Consider the following 16,377-nt stretch of genomic DNA (forward strand, 5'->3'; position numbering starts at 1 on the left):
TAGTTACTGTTCTTAGTTATTGTTCTTAGTTATTGTTCTTAGTTATTGTTCTTAGTTATTTATCTCAGGTATTGCTCTCAGTTATTGAGATGAACAAATCATAGCTGTTGAACTATGGAGAATAAACAGCAATAATTTCAATTTATAATTGCTAAATGGAGAACAATAGATGGGGCAAATGGAAAATATGGCGCTCTTTGTTAGGATCGTAGAGGCTGGCGGTATCGGTAAAGCAGCAGCACAATTAGACATTGCCAAATCTGCGGTAAGTAGGCGCTTAGTCGAACTAGAAAAACAACTTGATACCCAACTCCTTTCTCGTACAACTCGCCAGTCTCATCTCACTGATGCAGGCCGTATTTATTATCAAAAAGCATTAACCATTTTAAATGATGTCGCAGAGTTAAATGCGCAAACAAGTGGTATTAGCACCAATATAGAAGGCACTTTAAAGCTAACTGCGCCTTTGTCTTTTGGATTAACACACCTTGCACCAATTATTGATGAATTTAGTCAACGACACACAAACCTCTGCATTGATATTGACTTCTCTGATCGTCATGTTGATTTGGTTGAAGAAGGTTATGAATTAGCGATTCGTATTTCAAACTTAAAAAACTCGACGTTAAAAGCCAAGCGTCTGACCAGCATTCGTCATTTTTTATGTGCGAGTCCAGATTATTTAAAGCAACATGGTCAACCTACCAATCTCGACCAATTGAGCCAACACCGTATATTGCAATACACACAAAATGATCATCATAAATTACACATTACAGACCCTCAGCAAAAACAACATCAACTTGATGTTACTGCAAAAATTAAGGCCAACAATGGCGATTTTTTAAAAATGGTCGCAATTAATGGACAGGGTATTGTCGCTTTACCGCTTTTTATTACTCATCAAGCCATTACTCAAGGGCAATTAGTGCCGATATTAACGGATCATCAATTACCGACTCTTCATGCTTATGCGGTTTATCCTCAGACTCGTTTTTTATCACAACGCTGTCGTTTATTGATCGATTTTATCAGTGAGAAATTTGCACAAAAACCGCTGTGGGATAACCTACAATAAAAATGACAATGCAGTAAACGAAGGGGCAATTATATTTGGTCGAAGGTTTAACAAAATTCAACCCAAAAATTATTAATGCTTAACCGAAAGATTATTATACCAATGGAATTAAATAAGTGATCAGAAATTGCGCAGGAAAAATTAACACTAATAAGGCGTGAGTTGTAGAAGATAGTTGTTCTCACTTCAAAACTCAGAACGCAGTTAGGGTTGATTTTAACCAGCAAGAATGATCACCTTATTAATTCTTTTGGTATTAATAAATAATGGTAGTAATGTATTCCTCCTGAGAAGAATACAACTGATATAGATAGGTTTAACTCACTTTAGCTTAGCTTAATTCAGTCATTTCGCTGACATCAAAGGATTCAATAGCACCTTCAACCACCGCGCGATATGCAACCATATGTGTATTTTCTCTGTGTATTTGCCATAACTCACGAGACTCCCAACATTCATAAAATAGAAAGTGAGCTGGATTGTTATTATCTTGATGTAAACGATACTGAACACATCCCTCTTCCAATAACGTTTTACCTATCAGCTTAATCATTTCATCTTTTACAAAGTCGATCTTATCTTGTTTAACATTAATACTCGCTACAATAGTCAGGTTTGTCATTTATGTTCCTTTTTAAAGTGTAAAACTATCTACCACTATCTCATTTAATTTATTTATTTTTTTAATTCGCAGATTCAAATTAGCATCATAAATTATTATTTAAACAATATTCGTTAACTGCTTATGATTTATGTCACTTATCTCTAACAACAGGTCGATATAAATATTCCAATCGCACCAATTTTCAATGGGAAAAATTAACACTAATAAGGCGTGAGTTGTAGAAGATAGTTGTTCTCACTTCAAAACTCAGAACACAGTTAGGGGTGATTTTAACCAGCAAGAATGATCACCTTATTAATTCTTTTGGTATTAGTATCGATAGGTCAATGTCATTAATCAAAACGAATTAAATTGATAATTTATTCAAAAAGTTTTATTAAATCATTCAGCTGTGGTCAAATACTGTCATTATTTTATCAACTTAAAGAAGGTGAGTATTATCAATCATCAACAGCTTAAAAAGGCCGAATTTAAAGCGGGTTGCAAAGCCGCCATTCCATTGATAATAGGTGCGATCCCTTTTGGTATTTTATTTGGAACATTAGCCCCCACCAGTGGACTTTCGGTATGGGCAACGATGGCAATGTCATTATTTGTTTTTGCTGGTTCAGCTCAATTTATTGTACTTGCATTAATTGCTGTTCAAGCACCATTAGAAATTATTTTATTAACTACATTTGTTGTTAATTTACGCCACCTGTTATACGCAACGGCATTGGTGCCTAGGGTTGCACATTTACCGATAGCTTTACGTGCTTTTTTAGCCTTTGGCTTAACTGACGAGACCTTTGCCAACATGAGTCAACGTTATCAACCTGACTCGCCATTAGGTAATGATCATCAATACGCTCATTATTTTTATATTGGTTCTATATTCAGTTTTTATACAACATGGTCTTCTGCCACTGCTCTCGGTTTAGTACTTGGTAACATCATTCCTGATATGACAAGTTGGGGGCTAGAGTTTGCTATGTCCGTTACTTTTATCGGTATGGTAGTGCCTTATGTAAATAGTAAAGCAATGTTAAGTGCAACGTTCAGTGCTGCAATAGCCTCTTTATATTTTTCTTATTTACCTAATAAGCTTGGACTCATTATTAGTGCATTAATAGGCGTTGGCGCAGGCTTATCAGTGATGCGTATGCAAAAAATGTCTATTAATAATCAGGAGAAGAAAATATGAATGAAGTCTGGTTAATTTTAGGTATGTTTGCCATTACATTTGGTATTCGTTTTGTTATGTTTGCTTTTGCAGGGAAAATCACTTTTCCAGTTTGGATGCAACAATCATTAAAATTTGTGCCTCCAGCAGTATTAACAGCAATCATAGTGCCCGCAGTCGTTATGCCCTATGGGGATATGGATATAAGCTTTACTAATGTTTATTTATTAGCGGCAATTATTAGTGTCGTGATCAGCCTGGTGACTAAGAGTTTATTAAAAACGATCTTCTTTGGTATGTTAGTTTTTTTACTGTTGAAGTTATTAATTGCTTAAGAGGCTTCAATCTTTTCGTGCAGACTAACTCAAAAAAAACAGACAAAAAAACCGATGCTTGTAGGCATCGGTTTTTATCTTAGCTAATTATATCAATCGCACTAATTAAATAAGCTATTTTACTGGTTAAAATAGCTTATTTAACATAGCCTCTTTAACACAGCTTATTTAAAATAGTTGATATTATCATTAGTACAAAGGTACTTTTAGCTTTATAGATTAACTTACTCAGGCGCTTCAGTTTCTACATCTTTAGTTTCAGGTACAACTTCTGGTTTTGCTAATAAAATTTCACGTAATTTAGCATCTAACTCTTTAGCTGAAACTGGATTTTCATCTAAGAATTTACATGCATTAGTTTTACCTTGGCCAATTTTATTACCGTTATATGAATACCAAGATCCAGATTTCTCAACTAGCTCTTGCTTAACACCTAAATCGATCAGCTCACCGTAGTTATTAATACCTTGACCGTATAAAATTTGGAATTCAGCTTGTTTAAACGGTGGTGATACTTTGTTTTTAACTACTTTAACGCGTGTTTCATTACCCGTGATTTCGTCACCGTTTTTAACAGCGCCAATACGACGAATGTCTAAACGAACTGATGCATAGAATTTTAATGCATTACCACCAGTAGTTGTTTCTGGGTTACCAAACATAACACCAATTTTCATACGGATTTGGTTAATAAAGATAACCATCGTATTCGTTTGTTTAATGTTACCGGTTAGTTTACGTAATGCTTGAGACATTAAACGTGCTTGAAGACCCATGTGTGAATCACCCATGTCACCTTCAATTTCCGCTTTTGGTGTTAAGGCAGCAACAGAATCGACAATCACTACACCAACAGCACCTGAACGTACTAACATGTCACAGATTTCTAATGCTTGCTCACCAGTATCAGGTTGCGAGATAAGAAGATCATCAACATTAACACCTAATTTTTTTGCGTAGCTAGGGTCTAACGCATGCTCAGCATCGATAAACGCACAAGTTTTACCTTGTTTTTGTGCTTCAGCAATAACTTGTAATGTTAGCGTCGTTTTACCAGAACTTTCTGGACCGTATATTTCAACAACACGACCGTACGGTAAACCACCTATTCCAAGAGCAACATCTAAACCTAATGAGCCAGTTGAAACAGATTCAATTTCCATTGCTGCAGCACCGTCTCCTAGACGCATGATTGAACCTTTACCAAATTGTTTCTCAATTTGGCCTAATGCAGCTGCTAATGCTTTATCTTTATTTGCGTCCTGACTCATGTCTTCTCCAGTGTTTTTCTTATGTTTTACTGTATATGCATGCAGTATACTGCTCATTTATACAGTATCAAGTTTTTTATTAAAAATATGATGATATTTATTTAGTTTAGCATATCAACGTTATCTATTAGCCCTAAAAGTGCTAAACGAATTGCTTGTGTTCTCACTTCAGAGCGATCACCTACAAATAAATAGGTTTCAGTTTTATGTCCACTATGTGCGTTATACCAAGCAATACAAACCGTACCAACTGGTTTTTCTTCGCTGCCGCCATCAGGTCCTGCAATCCCGCTTATTGCAACAGCAATATCGGCATCTGAATTTTTTATGGCGCCAATAGCCATAGCATTAACCACTTCTTTGGAGACCGCCCCAAACTCTTGAATCAACAGGTCTTCAACACCTAACATCTGTGTTTTAGCACCATTGCTATAAGTAACAAAACTACGGTCAAACCACAGCGAACTTCCAGAAATTTCTGTAATAGCGTATGCTACACCACCTCCGGTACAGGATTCAGCGGTTGTAGCAACCAAGCCAGCATTAGTCAGTTTTTCGCCTAATACTTGCGCCAATTCTTTAACGGTTTTTTCAGTAAACATCATTTTCCGCCTTTTTTTAGAAATAGTTATTAAGTGTATTCATTATGAAGCCAACAGCGCAAGAATTAAAACAACATACTCCGATGATGCAACAGTTTTTAACCTTAAAAAGTGAAGTGCCAGACACCTTACTCTTTTATCGTATGGGTGATTTCTACGAACTGTTTTTTGATGATGCCCGTAAAGCGTCACAATTATTAGGTATTTCCCTTACTCAACGTGGAAAAACTGGCGGTAATGCCATTCCAATGGCCGGTGTTCCCTACCATAGTGTTGAAGGCTACTTGGCAAAATTGATTGCCCTTGGTGAATCGATTGCGATTTGTGAGCAAATTGGCGATCCTGCCACAAGCAAAGGCCCTGTTGAACGTAAGATAGTACGTATCATTACCCCTGGCACGATCACTGATGAAGCGTTATTAGATGATAAACAAGATAACTTATTATGTTCAGTCTACCAACAGGGTGACACCTTTGGTATTGCTTCACTAGATATTGGCAGTGGTCGTTTTATTGTTAATGAGTTAAACAAAGCTGAATCTTTACAAGCAGAAATACAACGCCTAAATCCAGCTGAACTCTTATACCCAGATAACTTTGAATGTTTGGAGCTAATTGAACATTTACCTACGATTCGTCGTCGCCCTGAATGGGAATTTGAGTTAGGTACCTGCAAAAAACTATTAACTCAGCAATTAGGTACTAAAGATCTCGTGGGTTTTGGTATTGAAAAAGCACACTTTGCAATTTGTGCTGCTGGTGCGTTATTACAATATTTAAAAGATACTCAACGTACAGTGCTTACCCATATTCAATCAATTACATTAGAGCAAAGCACTGATACGGTTATTTTAGATGCGGCCACACGCCGTAACTTAGAGTTAACCTTTAATTTGGCAGGCGGGACCGATAATACGCTAGCGCAAATATTAGATACCACAGTAACCCCAATGGGTAGCCGTTTATTAAAACGTTGGATACATCAGCCGATTCGTAATTTAACGGTCTTAAATTACCGTCAAACCATGATCCAAACGTTAATGGATTTTGATTTAACTGATGCACTTTCTCTGCCACTGAAACAGATTGGTGATATTGAGCGCGTAATTGCACGTTTAGCATTACGTTCTGCACGCCCTCGTGATTTAACGCGTTTACGCTGTGCTTTTTCTTTGTTACCTGAATTACAGCATTTAATTGCAGAATTACCTTCTGAACTCGTGTCGACATTAAGCCAAGAAATGGGTAACTATCCTGAACTATTAACCTTATTAGAAACGGCAGTGATCGATAACCCACCTGTATTAATACGTGACGGCGGCGTGATCAAAGCGGGTTATAACGAAGAGTTAGATCATTGGCGTAACCTTTCAAAAGGCGCAACGGACTACTTAGATGCACTTGAAAAACGTGAACGTGAAAGTACTGGCATTAGCACTTTAAAAGTCGGTTATAACCGAGTACACGGTTACTTTATTGAGATAAGCCGAAATCAATCTGAGCATGTACCGGAGCATTATGTACGTCGCCAAACACTTAAAGGTGCTGAGCGTTACATCATTGCAGAACTAAAAGAACACGAAGAAAAAGTATTATCTAGCCAAGGTAAAGCACTCGCATTAGAGAAAAAACTCTACGAGCAATTAATTGATTTGTTATTGCCACATTTAAAAAGCTTACAATTCACGGCAAAAGCATTAGCAGAATTGGATGTATTAAATACGTTAACAGAGCGCGCGTTAACCTTAAATTATGTTCGCCCGGTGTTACAACAAGAAAACGGTATCGAGATTGAAGAAGGTCGACATCCTGTTGTTGAGCAAGTGAGTAAAACGCCTTTTATTGCGAACCCTGTTAACTTACATAACCAACGTCGTATGCTGATTATCACTGGCCCTAACATGGGTGGTAAATCGACCTATATGCGTCAAGTTGCGTTAATGGTATTGATGGCACACATTGGTAGTTTCATTCCTGCTCAAAGTGCAAAAATAGGCCCTATTGATCGTATTTTCACTCGTATAGGTGCATCAGACGATCTCGCCAGTGGCCGTTCAACCTTCATGGTAGAAATGACTGAAACAGCGAATATATTACATAATGCAACGCCTAACTCACTGGTGCTAATGGATGAAATTGGCCGAGGCACCAGTACTTTTGATGGTTTATCGTTAGCTTGGGCCTGTGCAGAGCAATTGGCTGAAAAAATTCAAGCCTATACTTTATTTGCAACACACTACTTTGAATTAACACGTTTACCTGAAACGATTCCAGAATTAGTAAATGTGCATTTAGATGCCGTAGAGCATGGCGATACCATTGCCTTTTTACACGCATTACAAGAAGGCGCTGCGAATAAAAGCTATGGGTTACAGGTAGCTGCATTAGCAGGTGTTCCTAAATCAGTGTTAGATAACGCAAAGCAAAAACTTGCGCAATTAGAAGCGTCCTCTAAACAGTCTCAATCTTTTGAAAACCAAACAAATAACCAGCAAACGATAGACAATATTGCCGAAGTTCAAGTTCAAAGTAGCTTAAACTTCTCAGAGTCTGAAAAACATAAAGCGGTGGTTTTACTTGAAGGAGTCGATCCAGACGAGTTAACGCCTAAGCAAGCATTAGCAATGCTTTATGAACTAAAAGAACAGTTATAAATAACCGACGATGCTTATTGAACTTGGCTCAACGAGTAAATATATGAAGGGACATTTTGTCCCTTTTTTGTTGTTCTAATTTCTACTCTTACCGATTACTTTGCTCTATTAGCCTAATTAACCAATATCGCGTATTAACCTTGCTTATAAACATCACTCATTAATATTACTGATAAATATTACCAATCAACATGCCGACTCTGGCGACTAAACCTTCATTAATTAGAAGTAAGTTGATTAAAGCTAAGTTAATTAAAACTAAGTTAATTTTTTCGGTTCTACATTCAGAGCAAAAACTTAATAAAACAAAAATTATTTCAGTTTAACGAATCTTTTATGACAATTGAAATATTTCTGTAACAAAACTCTGTTTTAATCACCGTACTTAAATAATTAACATCATTGCGTAATAGTCGCTTAATTGAATAGGCTTTAAAAATGAATACTCCAAATAATAATACAACAATGAATCAGTTCTTTAATTGGACTGCTGTCGTTTTTTTAGTGTATTGCATGTTAGTCGCTGTCAGTAGTGTGAGCAGTGGCTTTAAATTATTCTCAGGTGGTGCAGCTGGCGCCGCTGAAATATTCCAGTTTGCAAGTAATCCACTAGTTGCATTGATTTTAGGTACATTAGCAACAGCGTTAGTACAATCTTCTTCGACTGTAACAGCAGTAACAGTCGGCTTAGTCGCTGGCGGTTTACCTGTTTCAATTGCCATTCCATTAATTATGGGTGCAAATATTGGTACTACTATTACAAACTCGATTGTTTCAATTGGTCACGTTCGTAACAATGAAGACTTTAAACGTGCTTTCAGTGCAGCAACAGTTCATGACTTCTTTAACTTAATTGCGGTATTCATTTTCCTACCGTTAGAATTGATGTTTGGCTTATTAGAAAAAATGGCAGGCGCAGCTTCGCACTTGCTTGTAGGTAGTGCTGATATGTCGATGAAAGGTTTTAACTTTATGAAGCCTTTAACTAAACCAGGCGTCAACATTATTTCTGATATGGCATCAATTGTCCCAGGTAAAATGGCCGGTATTGCGATGGTTGTAGCCGGTGTTGTGCTTATTTTATTCTCTGTGACTTTCTTAGGTAAAGTACTGAAAAAAGTATTAGTCGGTCGTGCTAAAGCGATATTGCATAATGCGTTAGGTAAAGGTCCAATCGCTGGTATTACCTCTGGTGCATTAATGACCGTGATGGTGCAATCTTCATCAACAACAACCAGCTTAATGATTCCATTAGCGGGTAGCGGCATGTTTACAACACGTCAAATATACCCTTTCACACTGGGTGCAAATATTGGAACAACAATAACAGCATTGTTAGCAGCAACCGCTATTTCAGGTCCAATGGCTGAAGCCGCATTAACCATTGCTTTAGTTCACTTTTTGTTTAACTTCTTAGCAGTCGTCGTTATTTACGGTATTCCTTTCTTACGTGAATTACCGTTAAAAGGAGCAGAGAAGTTAGCAGACGTAGGTACAAAAAATAAATTATTAGCTTTAGGATATGTTGTTGGTACTTTCTTCATATTACCTGGACTAATCTTGGTGGGTGTACGTTAATAAAAAATAAAAGCTAGAGTATAACTAGCTTAAGCAATCTGCATATATTAAAAAAGCGATTCATTGAATCGCTTTTTTTTATTCTTTATTTGATGCTCTCACAACCAAAAGACATGTTTAACATCATTATTTAATCGTGATTTTTAGCACGGTGTTTTAAGCAATAAATCAAATTTTACTTTCAATATCACCTTTCACTTTTTGTAGCTGCTCTAATACATTGTATTGTTCATTTTCAAAATCGATAGATTCATTGTTCAAAGCGCACACGGTACCTACAACTTTGCCATCTTTTTCAATAGGTACACCTAAATAAGTGCCCAATCCGAACTCAGTTAAATCTTCGTTATCTTTCCAATTAAGATCTTTAGCGGCATTTTGTACTTCTAGTACATCATTGGTATTAACCACTCGTTCACAATATAACGCATGCTTTCCTTCAGAGTGAGTGCTCTTTTTCCCTTTATCTCGGGCATGATAAATTTCTTTACCGGTATCGCCACCGCTTAATACCACTTCCATTTCATTATCATGAGACTTCATGACTAAGATTGAACTCATGCCTGACTTTTTAGCAATCTCGTCAATTTTTTGTTGTGTTTGATTATCTTCAAAAATACTTTCAAACATATTATCCGCAGTGTTATCAATCATGTAATCTCCTCTAAAGTTTACTTTTTACAAATAGCCCGTCATTAATGTGGTTTCTATATAATCAACTATTTTTAACATAACATATAAATATGCGATTTCATTCTCGCCATTAGATTAGCAAATTGAATGACAATATTAGTTTAAACGATACAGTGCTTTTAGAAGAAAGGGATAACCACCAATATATTTCAAAAAAATAATAAAAATAACTTAACCATTCGTTAACCGAACTATTGTTAATTTATTCCAATAAAATAAAGTACCTACATTATAAGTGAGATTTGAGCATGGATTTAGATAAACTGCAGTTATTATTAGTCGAAGATGACATTGACTTAGCGACTGCCGTTATTGATTATTTTGAACTTGAAAAAATAAAATGTGATCATGCTGCAAATGGTTTATCTGGTTTTAATCTAATCAAATCAAATAACTATGATGTGGTTATTTTAGATTTAAATATGCCAAAAATGAATGGTTTAGAAGTATGTGAAACATTACGTTCACAAGGTATTGATGTACCTATTTTAATGCTAACAGCTAAAGACACACTCGACGATAAATTACAGGGTTTCTCAAAAGGAGTGGATGATTACTTAGTTAAACCTTTTGCAATGGAAGAGTTGATTGCTCGTGTACAGGTTTTATCGCGCAGACGCAGCGGGGAAACGAAAAAGGTCAATGCATGTGGACTCGAATTAGATTGTAAACAACAAATGATTACGCGTGATTCAGTGCCTTTAAAGTTATCTCCAACCAGCTTTAAAATTCTAGAAACATTAATATTAGCCAGTCCAAATCCAGTCAGTAGAGATAAACTCATACAAAGTGTATGGGGAGATCAACAACCTGATAGTAATAGCTTAAAAGTACACATGTTTAATTTAAGAAAAGTCGTCGATGGTAATTTAGATAATACTTATAAACCAAGCCATCAAAAATTAGTCCATACCTTAGTAGGCCATGGTTTTGTATTAAAAACGAGCAGCTAGTATGAAAATAAGACCAAGCTTAAAAGTATATTTTTTGATCATGATAATTATTACTGGCGTGACGACTATTTCGATCATGTCAGCAGTGAGTTTCAATTACTTTTTAACGGGTATCGACTTTTCTATGCGCAATGCGATGCGTTCACAAGCTTATAAAGTGCCAGTATCAGATGGGCACCCTGTAGAGATTCATGATTTTATTGTCGCCTCTCGCTGGGAAGACTTACCACCGAAAATAAAGGAGAGACTGAATCAAGAGGATCTTATCGATAATTTGTTACTTAAAAGTATTGATGGTAATCCAATATTTTCAGCGCCTGAAGCTGGCTACTTTGTATTGAAAGTAACACGAGAAGATAAAGTACGTTATGTTTCTTCTATGTTTACTTCCCCAAAGTGGAAAGATATTGAACAGACTAAACAAGAGCAAATACCACCATTTTTATATCTCTCTTTAATTGCTTTAGTGCTAATGGCATTGTTTGCATTAGTCCCCTATTTAATGATACGAAAAGTGGCTAATCCCATTGAAAAATTAATGGCGTGGACTAAAAATTTAAATAAAGAACAACTAATGCAGCCAATACCTGACTTCCACTTTAGTGAGCTCAATAGTTTAGCTAATATTGTTCAATCTAGTTTACGTTCGGTACAAGAAAGTTTAGATAGAGAGCATCGCTTTTTAGGTTATGCGAGCCATGAATTACGCACACCAATTGCGGTTACTCGTACGAATACTGAGTTGTTACGTAAAATGATAGAAAAAGATATCAGTGTAGATAAGCAGCTACAGGTATTAGAACGTATTGAGCGTGCTAGTTTTAATATGACAGATCTCACTGAGACTCTATTATGGTTAAACAGAAAAACAGATAAATCTATTCCATTAATAAGTATTTCTATTGGTGGATTCACAGAACAATTATTAGAAGAACTGTCTTATTTACTCAATGGCAAAAGTGTAAAAGTAAAGATTACAACAGATGAAACTATGTTGTTATTACCTCAAGCTTTATGTCGTATTGTCATTAGTAATTTACTTCGTAACGCCCTACAGCATACTACGGAAGGTAAAATTTGTATTATTCAAGCAGGCAGTAACTTAATCATTAATAATCGAGAGTTTGATTCTCAAGACATTAATGACATTCCAAAAACAGAAAACCAACTCAAAAATGAGCTAGGGTTTGGTTTAGGTTTAGAGCTAACAGAACGTTTAATACAACACTATGATTGGCAATATAAGAATATAGCAACAGACGATGGGCATTATGTAGAGATTGATTTTTCGTAATGATTGATCATTAAAAACACGATTCAAATACGTTTATTTTTATAGAAGATAGCTGATATAGAAAATAGCTTGGTAGCAGTTAACAAAAAAGCGCTCCGCTAAACTTAGACATCACTTAAGCATAACTTAAAGGTAATCGTTTTAGGTTTAGCTAAACGCTTAATAGCATATTTTTACTAACAGCTTATAGATTAACTAAAGGCGCTAAGTCAGCAGGTCGATAATAAACAGATTTTAATACCTTACCTTTACGCACTAATTTACTTTCCATCTGCACGTCTTCAGCACATTTAGCGATGATAAACTCACCTTTTATACTTTCAGTTAGCGTCACGCCTTGCTTTGCATAAAACGCAACAGTATCTGTGTATTCTTGTTGATTACGACATACTTTGCTCATATTGCTTGAATGTACTTCATCCCAACAAGTGATAAAATCAATCTTGCGTTGTTTCGCTACATTTAAGAACAAATCTATCAGGTAACTAATGGCAAGGTTATCTTCAACTTTAGTATCGCCTAAATGCACTAAACGCCCCATTAATACGTAAACACTATCAACAATCGCATCAGCCTGCTCAACCTTACAAGGCGCTTCTGCTAACTCTGTGAGCTCTTCGATAATTAATGAAGTATGTAACTCATCCGCTTTATCATCTAACGTTTCTGGCGCGGCGCAAGCTAGATCAAAGGTTTCTCTGAACTGAGTGATATCGGCATACAATTTTTCGTAAATAGCAGTCGATAATTGAGTTAATTTCATGAAATTTCCTACCTGTAACAAAGTTGATTATAAAATTAGTTATAACATCTGAATCTGATTATAACTAAATTCTTCACTCGATTATAGGCAGGAGAACGGAGCAAATAGACTTAATCAGCGACGCTATAAACTAATTTCCCTGCAACATAAGTTGAATGAATATTTCGTTCATCACCTAACATCATTAAGGCAAATAATTTATCTTGTAAACTGTTTGAATTTTCAAGACGTAATGTTTGTAATTCCGTTGCAGCCCAATCTAATACAATAAAGTCTGCTTCTTTTCCTTTTTCAAAGTTACCCACTTTATGGTCTAAACTAAGTGATTGTGCACTGCCTAATGTCGCTAAATATAACCCTTTAAAAACAGATAATTTTTTACCTTGTAGCTGCATTATTTTGTAAGCTTCACTTAATGAACGTAATTGTGAAAAGCTCGTACCACCACCCACATCAGTCGCAAGACCAACAGGTACATGATGCTCATCTGCTTTATCTAAATTGAATAAACCACTGCCTAAAAACAAATTAGAAGTTGGGCAAAATGCAATCACTGACTTAGTTTTCGCTAATGTATCCCATTCTTTATCAGTCAAATGAATACAATGTGCAAAGACTGATTTTTCACCTGTTAGGCCATAATGCTCATACACATCTAGGTAACCTTCTCGCTCAGGGAAAAGCGATTTAACCCATTCGATCTCATCTATGTTTTCAGATAAATGAGTCTGTACATACACATCTGGGTATTCTGCTTTTAATTTGCCAGCTAATGTTAACTGCTCTGGTGTTGAGGTGGGTGCAAATCGTGGGGTAATAGCGTATTGTAAACGCCCTTTATTATGCCATTTTTCAATCAATACTTTAGATTGGTCATAGCTTGATTGCGCAGTATCTAATAAGTAATTCGGTGCATTGCGATCCATCATCACTTTACCGGCGATCATGCGCATATCTATTTTTTCAGCTTCTTCAAATAACGCATCAACAGATTCAGGATGAACCGTCCCGAAAACTAATGCGCTAGTGGTGCCATTTTTTAATAGTTCGTTAATAAAAAACTGCGATATTTTTTGTGCATATAATTTATCTTTAAACTGTTTCTCGGTTGGAAACGTATAAGTCTCTAACCATTCTAAAAGTTGCTCACCGTAGGCTGCAATCATTTCTGTTTGTGGATAATGGATATGCGTATCGATAAACCCAGGCATGATTAATTGCCCGCGTTTATCTTCAAGGTGAGGATATAAGTCTGCACTTTTATCATTAAATGGTGTCAATGACTTTACTTTGCCATTTTCAATAACCAGTAAACCATCAGAAATATATTGATAAGCATCGTCAATATTTTCTACTTTGGCTGGATCGTTAATAAAATGTAAAAAGCTGGCGCGAATAACTGTATTTGATTGTTGAATCATAAAGAATGCCCATAGTTAGATTTATTCAGGTTGCGTTAAATAACGTCAAATTAAATGACAACTATGATTTTTGACTCACAATAACTGAGTCCTTGTTTCAAGCGTTTTATTATTAACAACCGAAAATCACCAAAAGCATCGGTAATATAGCCAAAATCATGCCAACCTTAAAGTACTAATTTAATGGGGATCAATATAAGGGCATTCATTTAATGTTAATAAACATGCCATAAAATGGTGTGATTAAGCACTCATATAAAGCAGTTAATGTCTACAATAAGTAGGGTTATTAAAAGTCATAAAATCAATAACAAAGGTTTTATTTCTATATCTATTTTAAATAAGAAAAAACCAATAAATGAGTATGTGAAAACTTTAGAAAATTACGTTCTTGATCATTACAACGCTTTACAATACAGATATACTGCTGCCAACTAAGGAGGAAAAATTGCCCAACTTCACTTTAAAGCAAGACGAAAAATTATCAATTAAATTGACCCATCACATGAAACAAGGGACGTTTAGGCGTATTGATTTATATTTTTCATTACCAAAAGAGATGGGCATAAATAAAGATACCTTATCGGAAACAGATTACTTCAATGCGGGTATCAATGGGCGTCGCGCTTACCATACTAAAGGCTTACATTTGCCTCTATTACACCGTCGTTTTGCAAGCCGTATGAAACGCTCAGCATCAGAGTATAAAAGTAACCTAAACCTATTTGCTTACCAATATATCTCAGCATTAGATACTGATGCTAATGAAGTATTAGCGATTAATGATAGCGAGAGTTTAGCGGACTTTTATGATGCTGCCGTTGAATTGACTGAGCACTGTTTAGACATTCTAAAAAAGCATCGTAGCCATCAACCTAAAAGCGCCAAACTAACCTCTATCTATGACAATGTAGATAACTATTTATCATGGTATACCGAACAAACCATTATGCGCATGTTGGTTAAAAAGTCACGCCCAAGCGAATTTTCTGAAACACGTTTAGCGTTACTCGCTATTTGTGATGAAGAGAGTCAATACCGCAAGAAAAAAGGTTATAACTCTGAAGCTACTTTAAAGGATCCTAACCGTATTGCCAACAAAATGCGTTTATTACGACGCTTGATTGAATATGGGGTGATTTTTAAAAGTAAAACACTCGTACTCGGCAATCACACTAAGAAAATGGTGACGGGTGTTGCGACTGCTTTGTTAATGAGTGTGGTATTAGTGTTGATCATTAAAACTCAAGGTGCATTCAGCCAATTAACCACTTTAATGATCTTCTTATTAGCGATCATTTATGGGGTACGTGAAGTCTTTAAAGATGAATTTAAAAACATATTATGGCGATGGATACGACGAGGAAAACCTAAATGGGCGCGTACTTTATATGATTCAACTAGCCAAGTAGAGATAGCAAAGCAGAAAGTCTGGTTAGATTACAGCATCAGTAAAAAACTACCGCAACAGAGTAAAGACTTACTAGCAGAGCGTCACTCTCAAAACAAACAAAGTGCGCAGCTATTGCATTACCGTATTGAAACGCGAGTCAGTAAGCAAGGTTTCCAAGCGGGTTACGATACGATGGAAGAAAACATATTCTTTAGTTTACGTCCATTAACACGTTATGCAGAAGGTGGTACAGGTAAAGTCTATGAACGTTTAGATACAACGGCGAATAGAGAAAAGATCCAAACGACGTCGATTGAACGACGTTACCAAATTAACGTGATTGTTGCCTTAGACCAAGGTCAGTATCAAGCACAATTTGAACGTTACCGGATCACTTTAAACCGCTCAGGGATTATAGAAATAGAAAAAGCAGGCGAAGCGAAAATTAAAGATAAAGCAGATAAGAAATTACAATCGACACTGTACTCTTTAATGCATATTAAACGACGCCTTTAATGTTTAATGCTTAATGCTTAATGTTTTCTGAGCCTATAA

At 36.0% G+C, this 16,377-nt stretch carries 14 protein-coding genes; 8 read left to right on the forward strand and 6 right to left on the reverse strand.

Going from position 1 to position 16,377, the window contains the following annotated elements; all coding sequences use genetic code 11:
• The first annotated feature begins 169 nt into the window (after positions 1-169).
• Complete coding sequence (locus SP041_RS07795; protein ID WP_025565444.1) at positions 170-1,078, forward strand: LysR family transcriptional regulator; 909 nt, start codon at positions 170-172, stop codon at positions 1,076-1,078.
• A 331-nt stretch (positions 1,079-1,409) separates the two neighbouring features.
• Here the strand turns inward: SP041_RS07795 and SP041_RS07800 are convergent, their stop codons facing one another.
• Entirely contained in the window at positions 1,410-1,700 is a 291-nt protein-coding gene (locus SP041_RS07800) for a putative quinol monooxygenase (RefSeq protein ID WP_025565996.1), read from the reverse strand.
• Between the two features lie 433 nt (positions 1,701-2,133).
• Between SP041_RS07800 and SP041_RS07805 the strand changes: the two genes are divergently transcribed.
• Both SP041_RS07805 and SP041_RS07810 read left to right on the forward strand, forming a co-directional pair.
• Complete coding sequence (locus SP041_RS07805) at positions 2,134-2,886, forward strand: AzlC family ABC transporter permease (RefSeq protein ID WP_240791435.1); 753 nt, start codon at positions 2,134-2,136, stop codon at positions 2,884-2,886.
• Positions 2,883-3,200 (forward strand): AzlD domain-containing protein, encoded by a 318-nt coding sequence (locus SP041_RS07810; protein ID WP_137297525.1) that lies wholly within the window; start codon positions 2,883-2,885, stop codon positions 3,198-3,200. The genes SP041_RS07805 and SP041_RS07810 overlap by 4 nt, the downstream gene beginning before the upstream one ends.
• 224 nt (positions 3,201-3,424) lie before the next feature.
• Here the strand turns inward: SP041_RS07810 and recA are convergent, their stop codons facing one another.
• Entirely contained in the window at positions 3,425-4,471 is a 1,047-nt protein-coding gene (gene recA / locus SP041_RS07815) for a recombinase RecA (RefSeq protein WP_137297526.1), read from the reverse strand.
• 101 nt (positions 4,472-4,572) lie between these two features.
• A complete protein-coding gene (locus SP041_RS07820; RefSeq protein WP_025564848.1) occupies positions 4,573-5,073 on the reverse strand; it encodes a nicotinamide-nucleotide amidohydrolase family protein in 501 nt (166 codons plus the stop codon).
• 44 nt (positions 5,074-5,117) lie between these two features.
• Between SP041_RS07820 and mutS the strand changes: the two genes are divergently transcribed.
• Positions 5,118-7,727 carry a DNA mismatch repair protein MutS gene (mutS, locus tag SP041_RS07825; RefSeq protein WP_025564847.1) on the forward strand — a complete coding sequence of 870 codons (2,610 nt, stop codon included), beginning with the start codon at positions 5,118-5,120 and terminating at the stop codon, positions 7,725-7,727.
• Positions 7,728-8,165: 438 nt separating this feature from the next.
• Positions 8,166-9,305 (forward strand): sodium:phosphate symporter, encoded by a 1,140-nt coding sequence (locus tag SP041_RS07830; RefSeq protein ID WP_025564846.1) that lies wholly within the window; start codon positions 8,166-8,168, stop codon positions 9,303-9,305.
• Positions 9,306-9,473: 168 nt separating this feature from the next.
• Here SP041_RS07830 and SP041_RS07835 read toward each other — a convergent pair whose 3' ends face one another.
• On the reverse strand, positions 9,474-9,959 hold the full coding sequence (locus SP041_RS07835) for a GAF domain-containing protein (RefSeq protein WP_025564845.1): 486 nt from the start codon (positions 9,957-9,959) through the stop codon (positions 9,474-9,476).
• Between the two features lie 287 nt (positions 9,960-10,246).
• On the opposite strand from SP041_RS07835, the gene SP041_RS07840 reads away from it, so the two are divergent.
• On the forward strand, positions 10,247-10,951 hold the full coding sequence (locus SP041_RS07840; RefSeq protein ID WP_025564844.1) for a response regulator transcription factor: 705 nt from the start codon (positions 10,247-10,249) through the stop codon (positions 10,949-10,951).
• A gap of 1 nt (position 10,952) precedes the next feature.
• Entirely contained in the window at positions 10,953-12,245 is a 1,293-nt protein-coding gene (locus tag SP041_RS07845; RefSeq protein ID WP_025564843.1) for a HAMP domain-containing sensor histidine kinase, read from the forward strand.
• 184 nt (positions 12,246-12,429) lie between these two features.
• Here the strand turns inward: SP041_RS07845 and SP041_RS07850 are convergent, their stop codons facing one another.
• Together SP041_RS07850 and guaD are read right to left on the reverse strand one after the other, a co-directional pair.
• The gene (locus SP041_RS07850) at positions 12,430-13,008 is read right to left on the reverse strand and encodes a nucleoside triphosphate pyrophosphohydrolase family protein (RefSeq protein WP_025564842.1); all 579 of its coding nucleotides are present in this window, start codon (positions 13,006-13,008) and stop codon (positions 12,430-12,432) included.
• 110 nt (positions 13,009-13,118) lie between these two features.
• Positions 13,119-14,429 (reverse strand): guanine deaminase, encoded by a 1,311-nt coding sequence (gene guaD, locus SP041_RS07855; RefSeq protein WP_025564841.1) that lies wholly within the window; start codon positions 14,427-14,429, stop codon positions 13,119-13,121.
• Positions 14,430-14,877: 448 nt separating this feature from the next.
• On the opposite strand from guaD, the gene SP041_RS07860 reads away from it, so the two are divergent.
• Entirely contained in the window at positions 14,878-16,338 is a 1,461-nt protein-coding gene (locus SP041_RS07860; protein ID WP_025564840.1) for a hypothetical protein, read from the forward strand.
• Positions 16,339-16,377 lie beyond the last annotated feature (39 nt).

This window comes from Psychromonas sp. SP041 (genome assembly GCF_000470315.2).
GTDB lineage: Bacteria > Pseudomonadota > Gammaproteobacteria > Enterobacterales > Psychromonadaceae > Psychromonas.

Excerpts from the sequence above, each read along its gene's own strand:
- mutS (WP_025564847.1), top strand. The coding sequence starts at position 5,118 with ATGAAGCCAACAGCGCAAGAATTAAAACAACATACTCCGATGATGCAA.
- SP041_RS07845 (WP_025564843.1), top strand. The coding sequence starts at position 10,953 with ATGAAAATAAGACCAAGCTTAAAAGTATATTTTTTGATCATGATAATT.
- SP041_RS07835 (WP_025564845.1), bottom strand. The coding sequence starts at position 9,959 with ATGATTGATAACACTGCGGATAATATGTTTGAAAGTATTTTTGAAGAT.
- SP041_RS07800 (WP_025565996.1), bottom strand. The coding sequence starts at position 1,700 with ATGACAAACCTGACTATTGTAGCGAGTATTAATGTTAAACAAGATAAG.
- SP041_RS07830 (WP_025564846.1), top strand. The coding sequence starts at position 8,166 with ATGAATACTCCAAATAATAATACAACAATGAATCAGTTCTTTAATTGG.
- SP041_RS07795 (WP_025565444.1), top strand. The coding sequence starts at position 170 with ATGGGGCAAATGGAAAATATGGCGCTCTTTGTTAGGATCGTAGAGGCT.
- SP041_RS07850 (WP_025564842.1), bottom strand. The coding sequence starts at position 13,008 with ATGAAATTAACTCAATTATCGACTGCTATTTACGAAAAATTGTATGCC.
- guaD (WP_025564841.1), bottom strand. The coding sequence starts at position 14,429 with ATGATTCAACAATCAAATACAGTTATTCGCGCCAGCTTTTTACATTTT.
- SP041_RS07840 (WP_025564844.1), top strand. The coding sequence starts at position 10,247 with ATGGATTTAGATAAACTGCAGTTATTATTAGTCGAAGATGACATTGAC.
- recA (WP_137297526.1), bottom strand. The coding sequence starts at position 4,471 with ATGAGTCAGGACGCAAATAAAGATAAAGCATTAGCAGCTGCATTAGGC.
- SP041_RS07820 (WP_025564848.1), bottom strand. The coding sequence starts at position 5,073 with ATGTTTACTGAAAAAACCGTTAAAGAATTGGCGCAAGTATTAGGCGAA.
- SP041_RS07810 (WP_137297525.1), top strand. The coding sequence starts at position 2,883 with ATGAATGAAGTCTGGTTAATTTTAGGTATGTTTGCCATTACATTTGGT.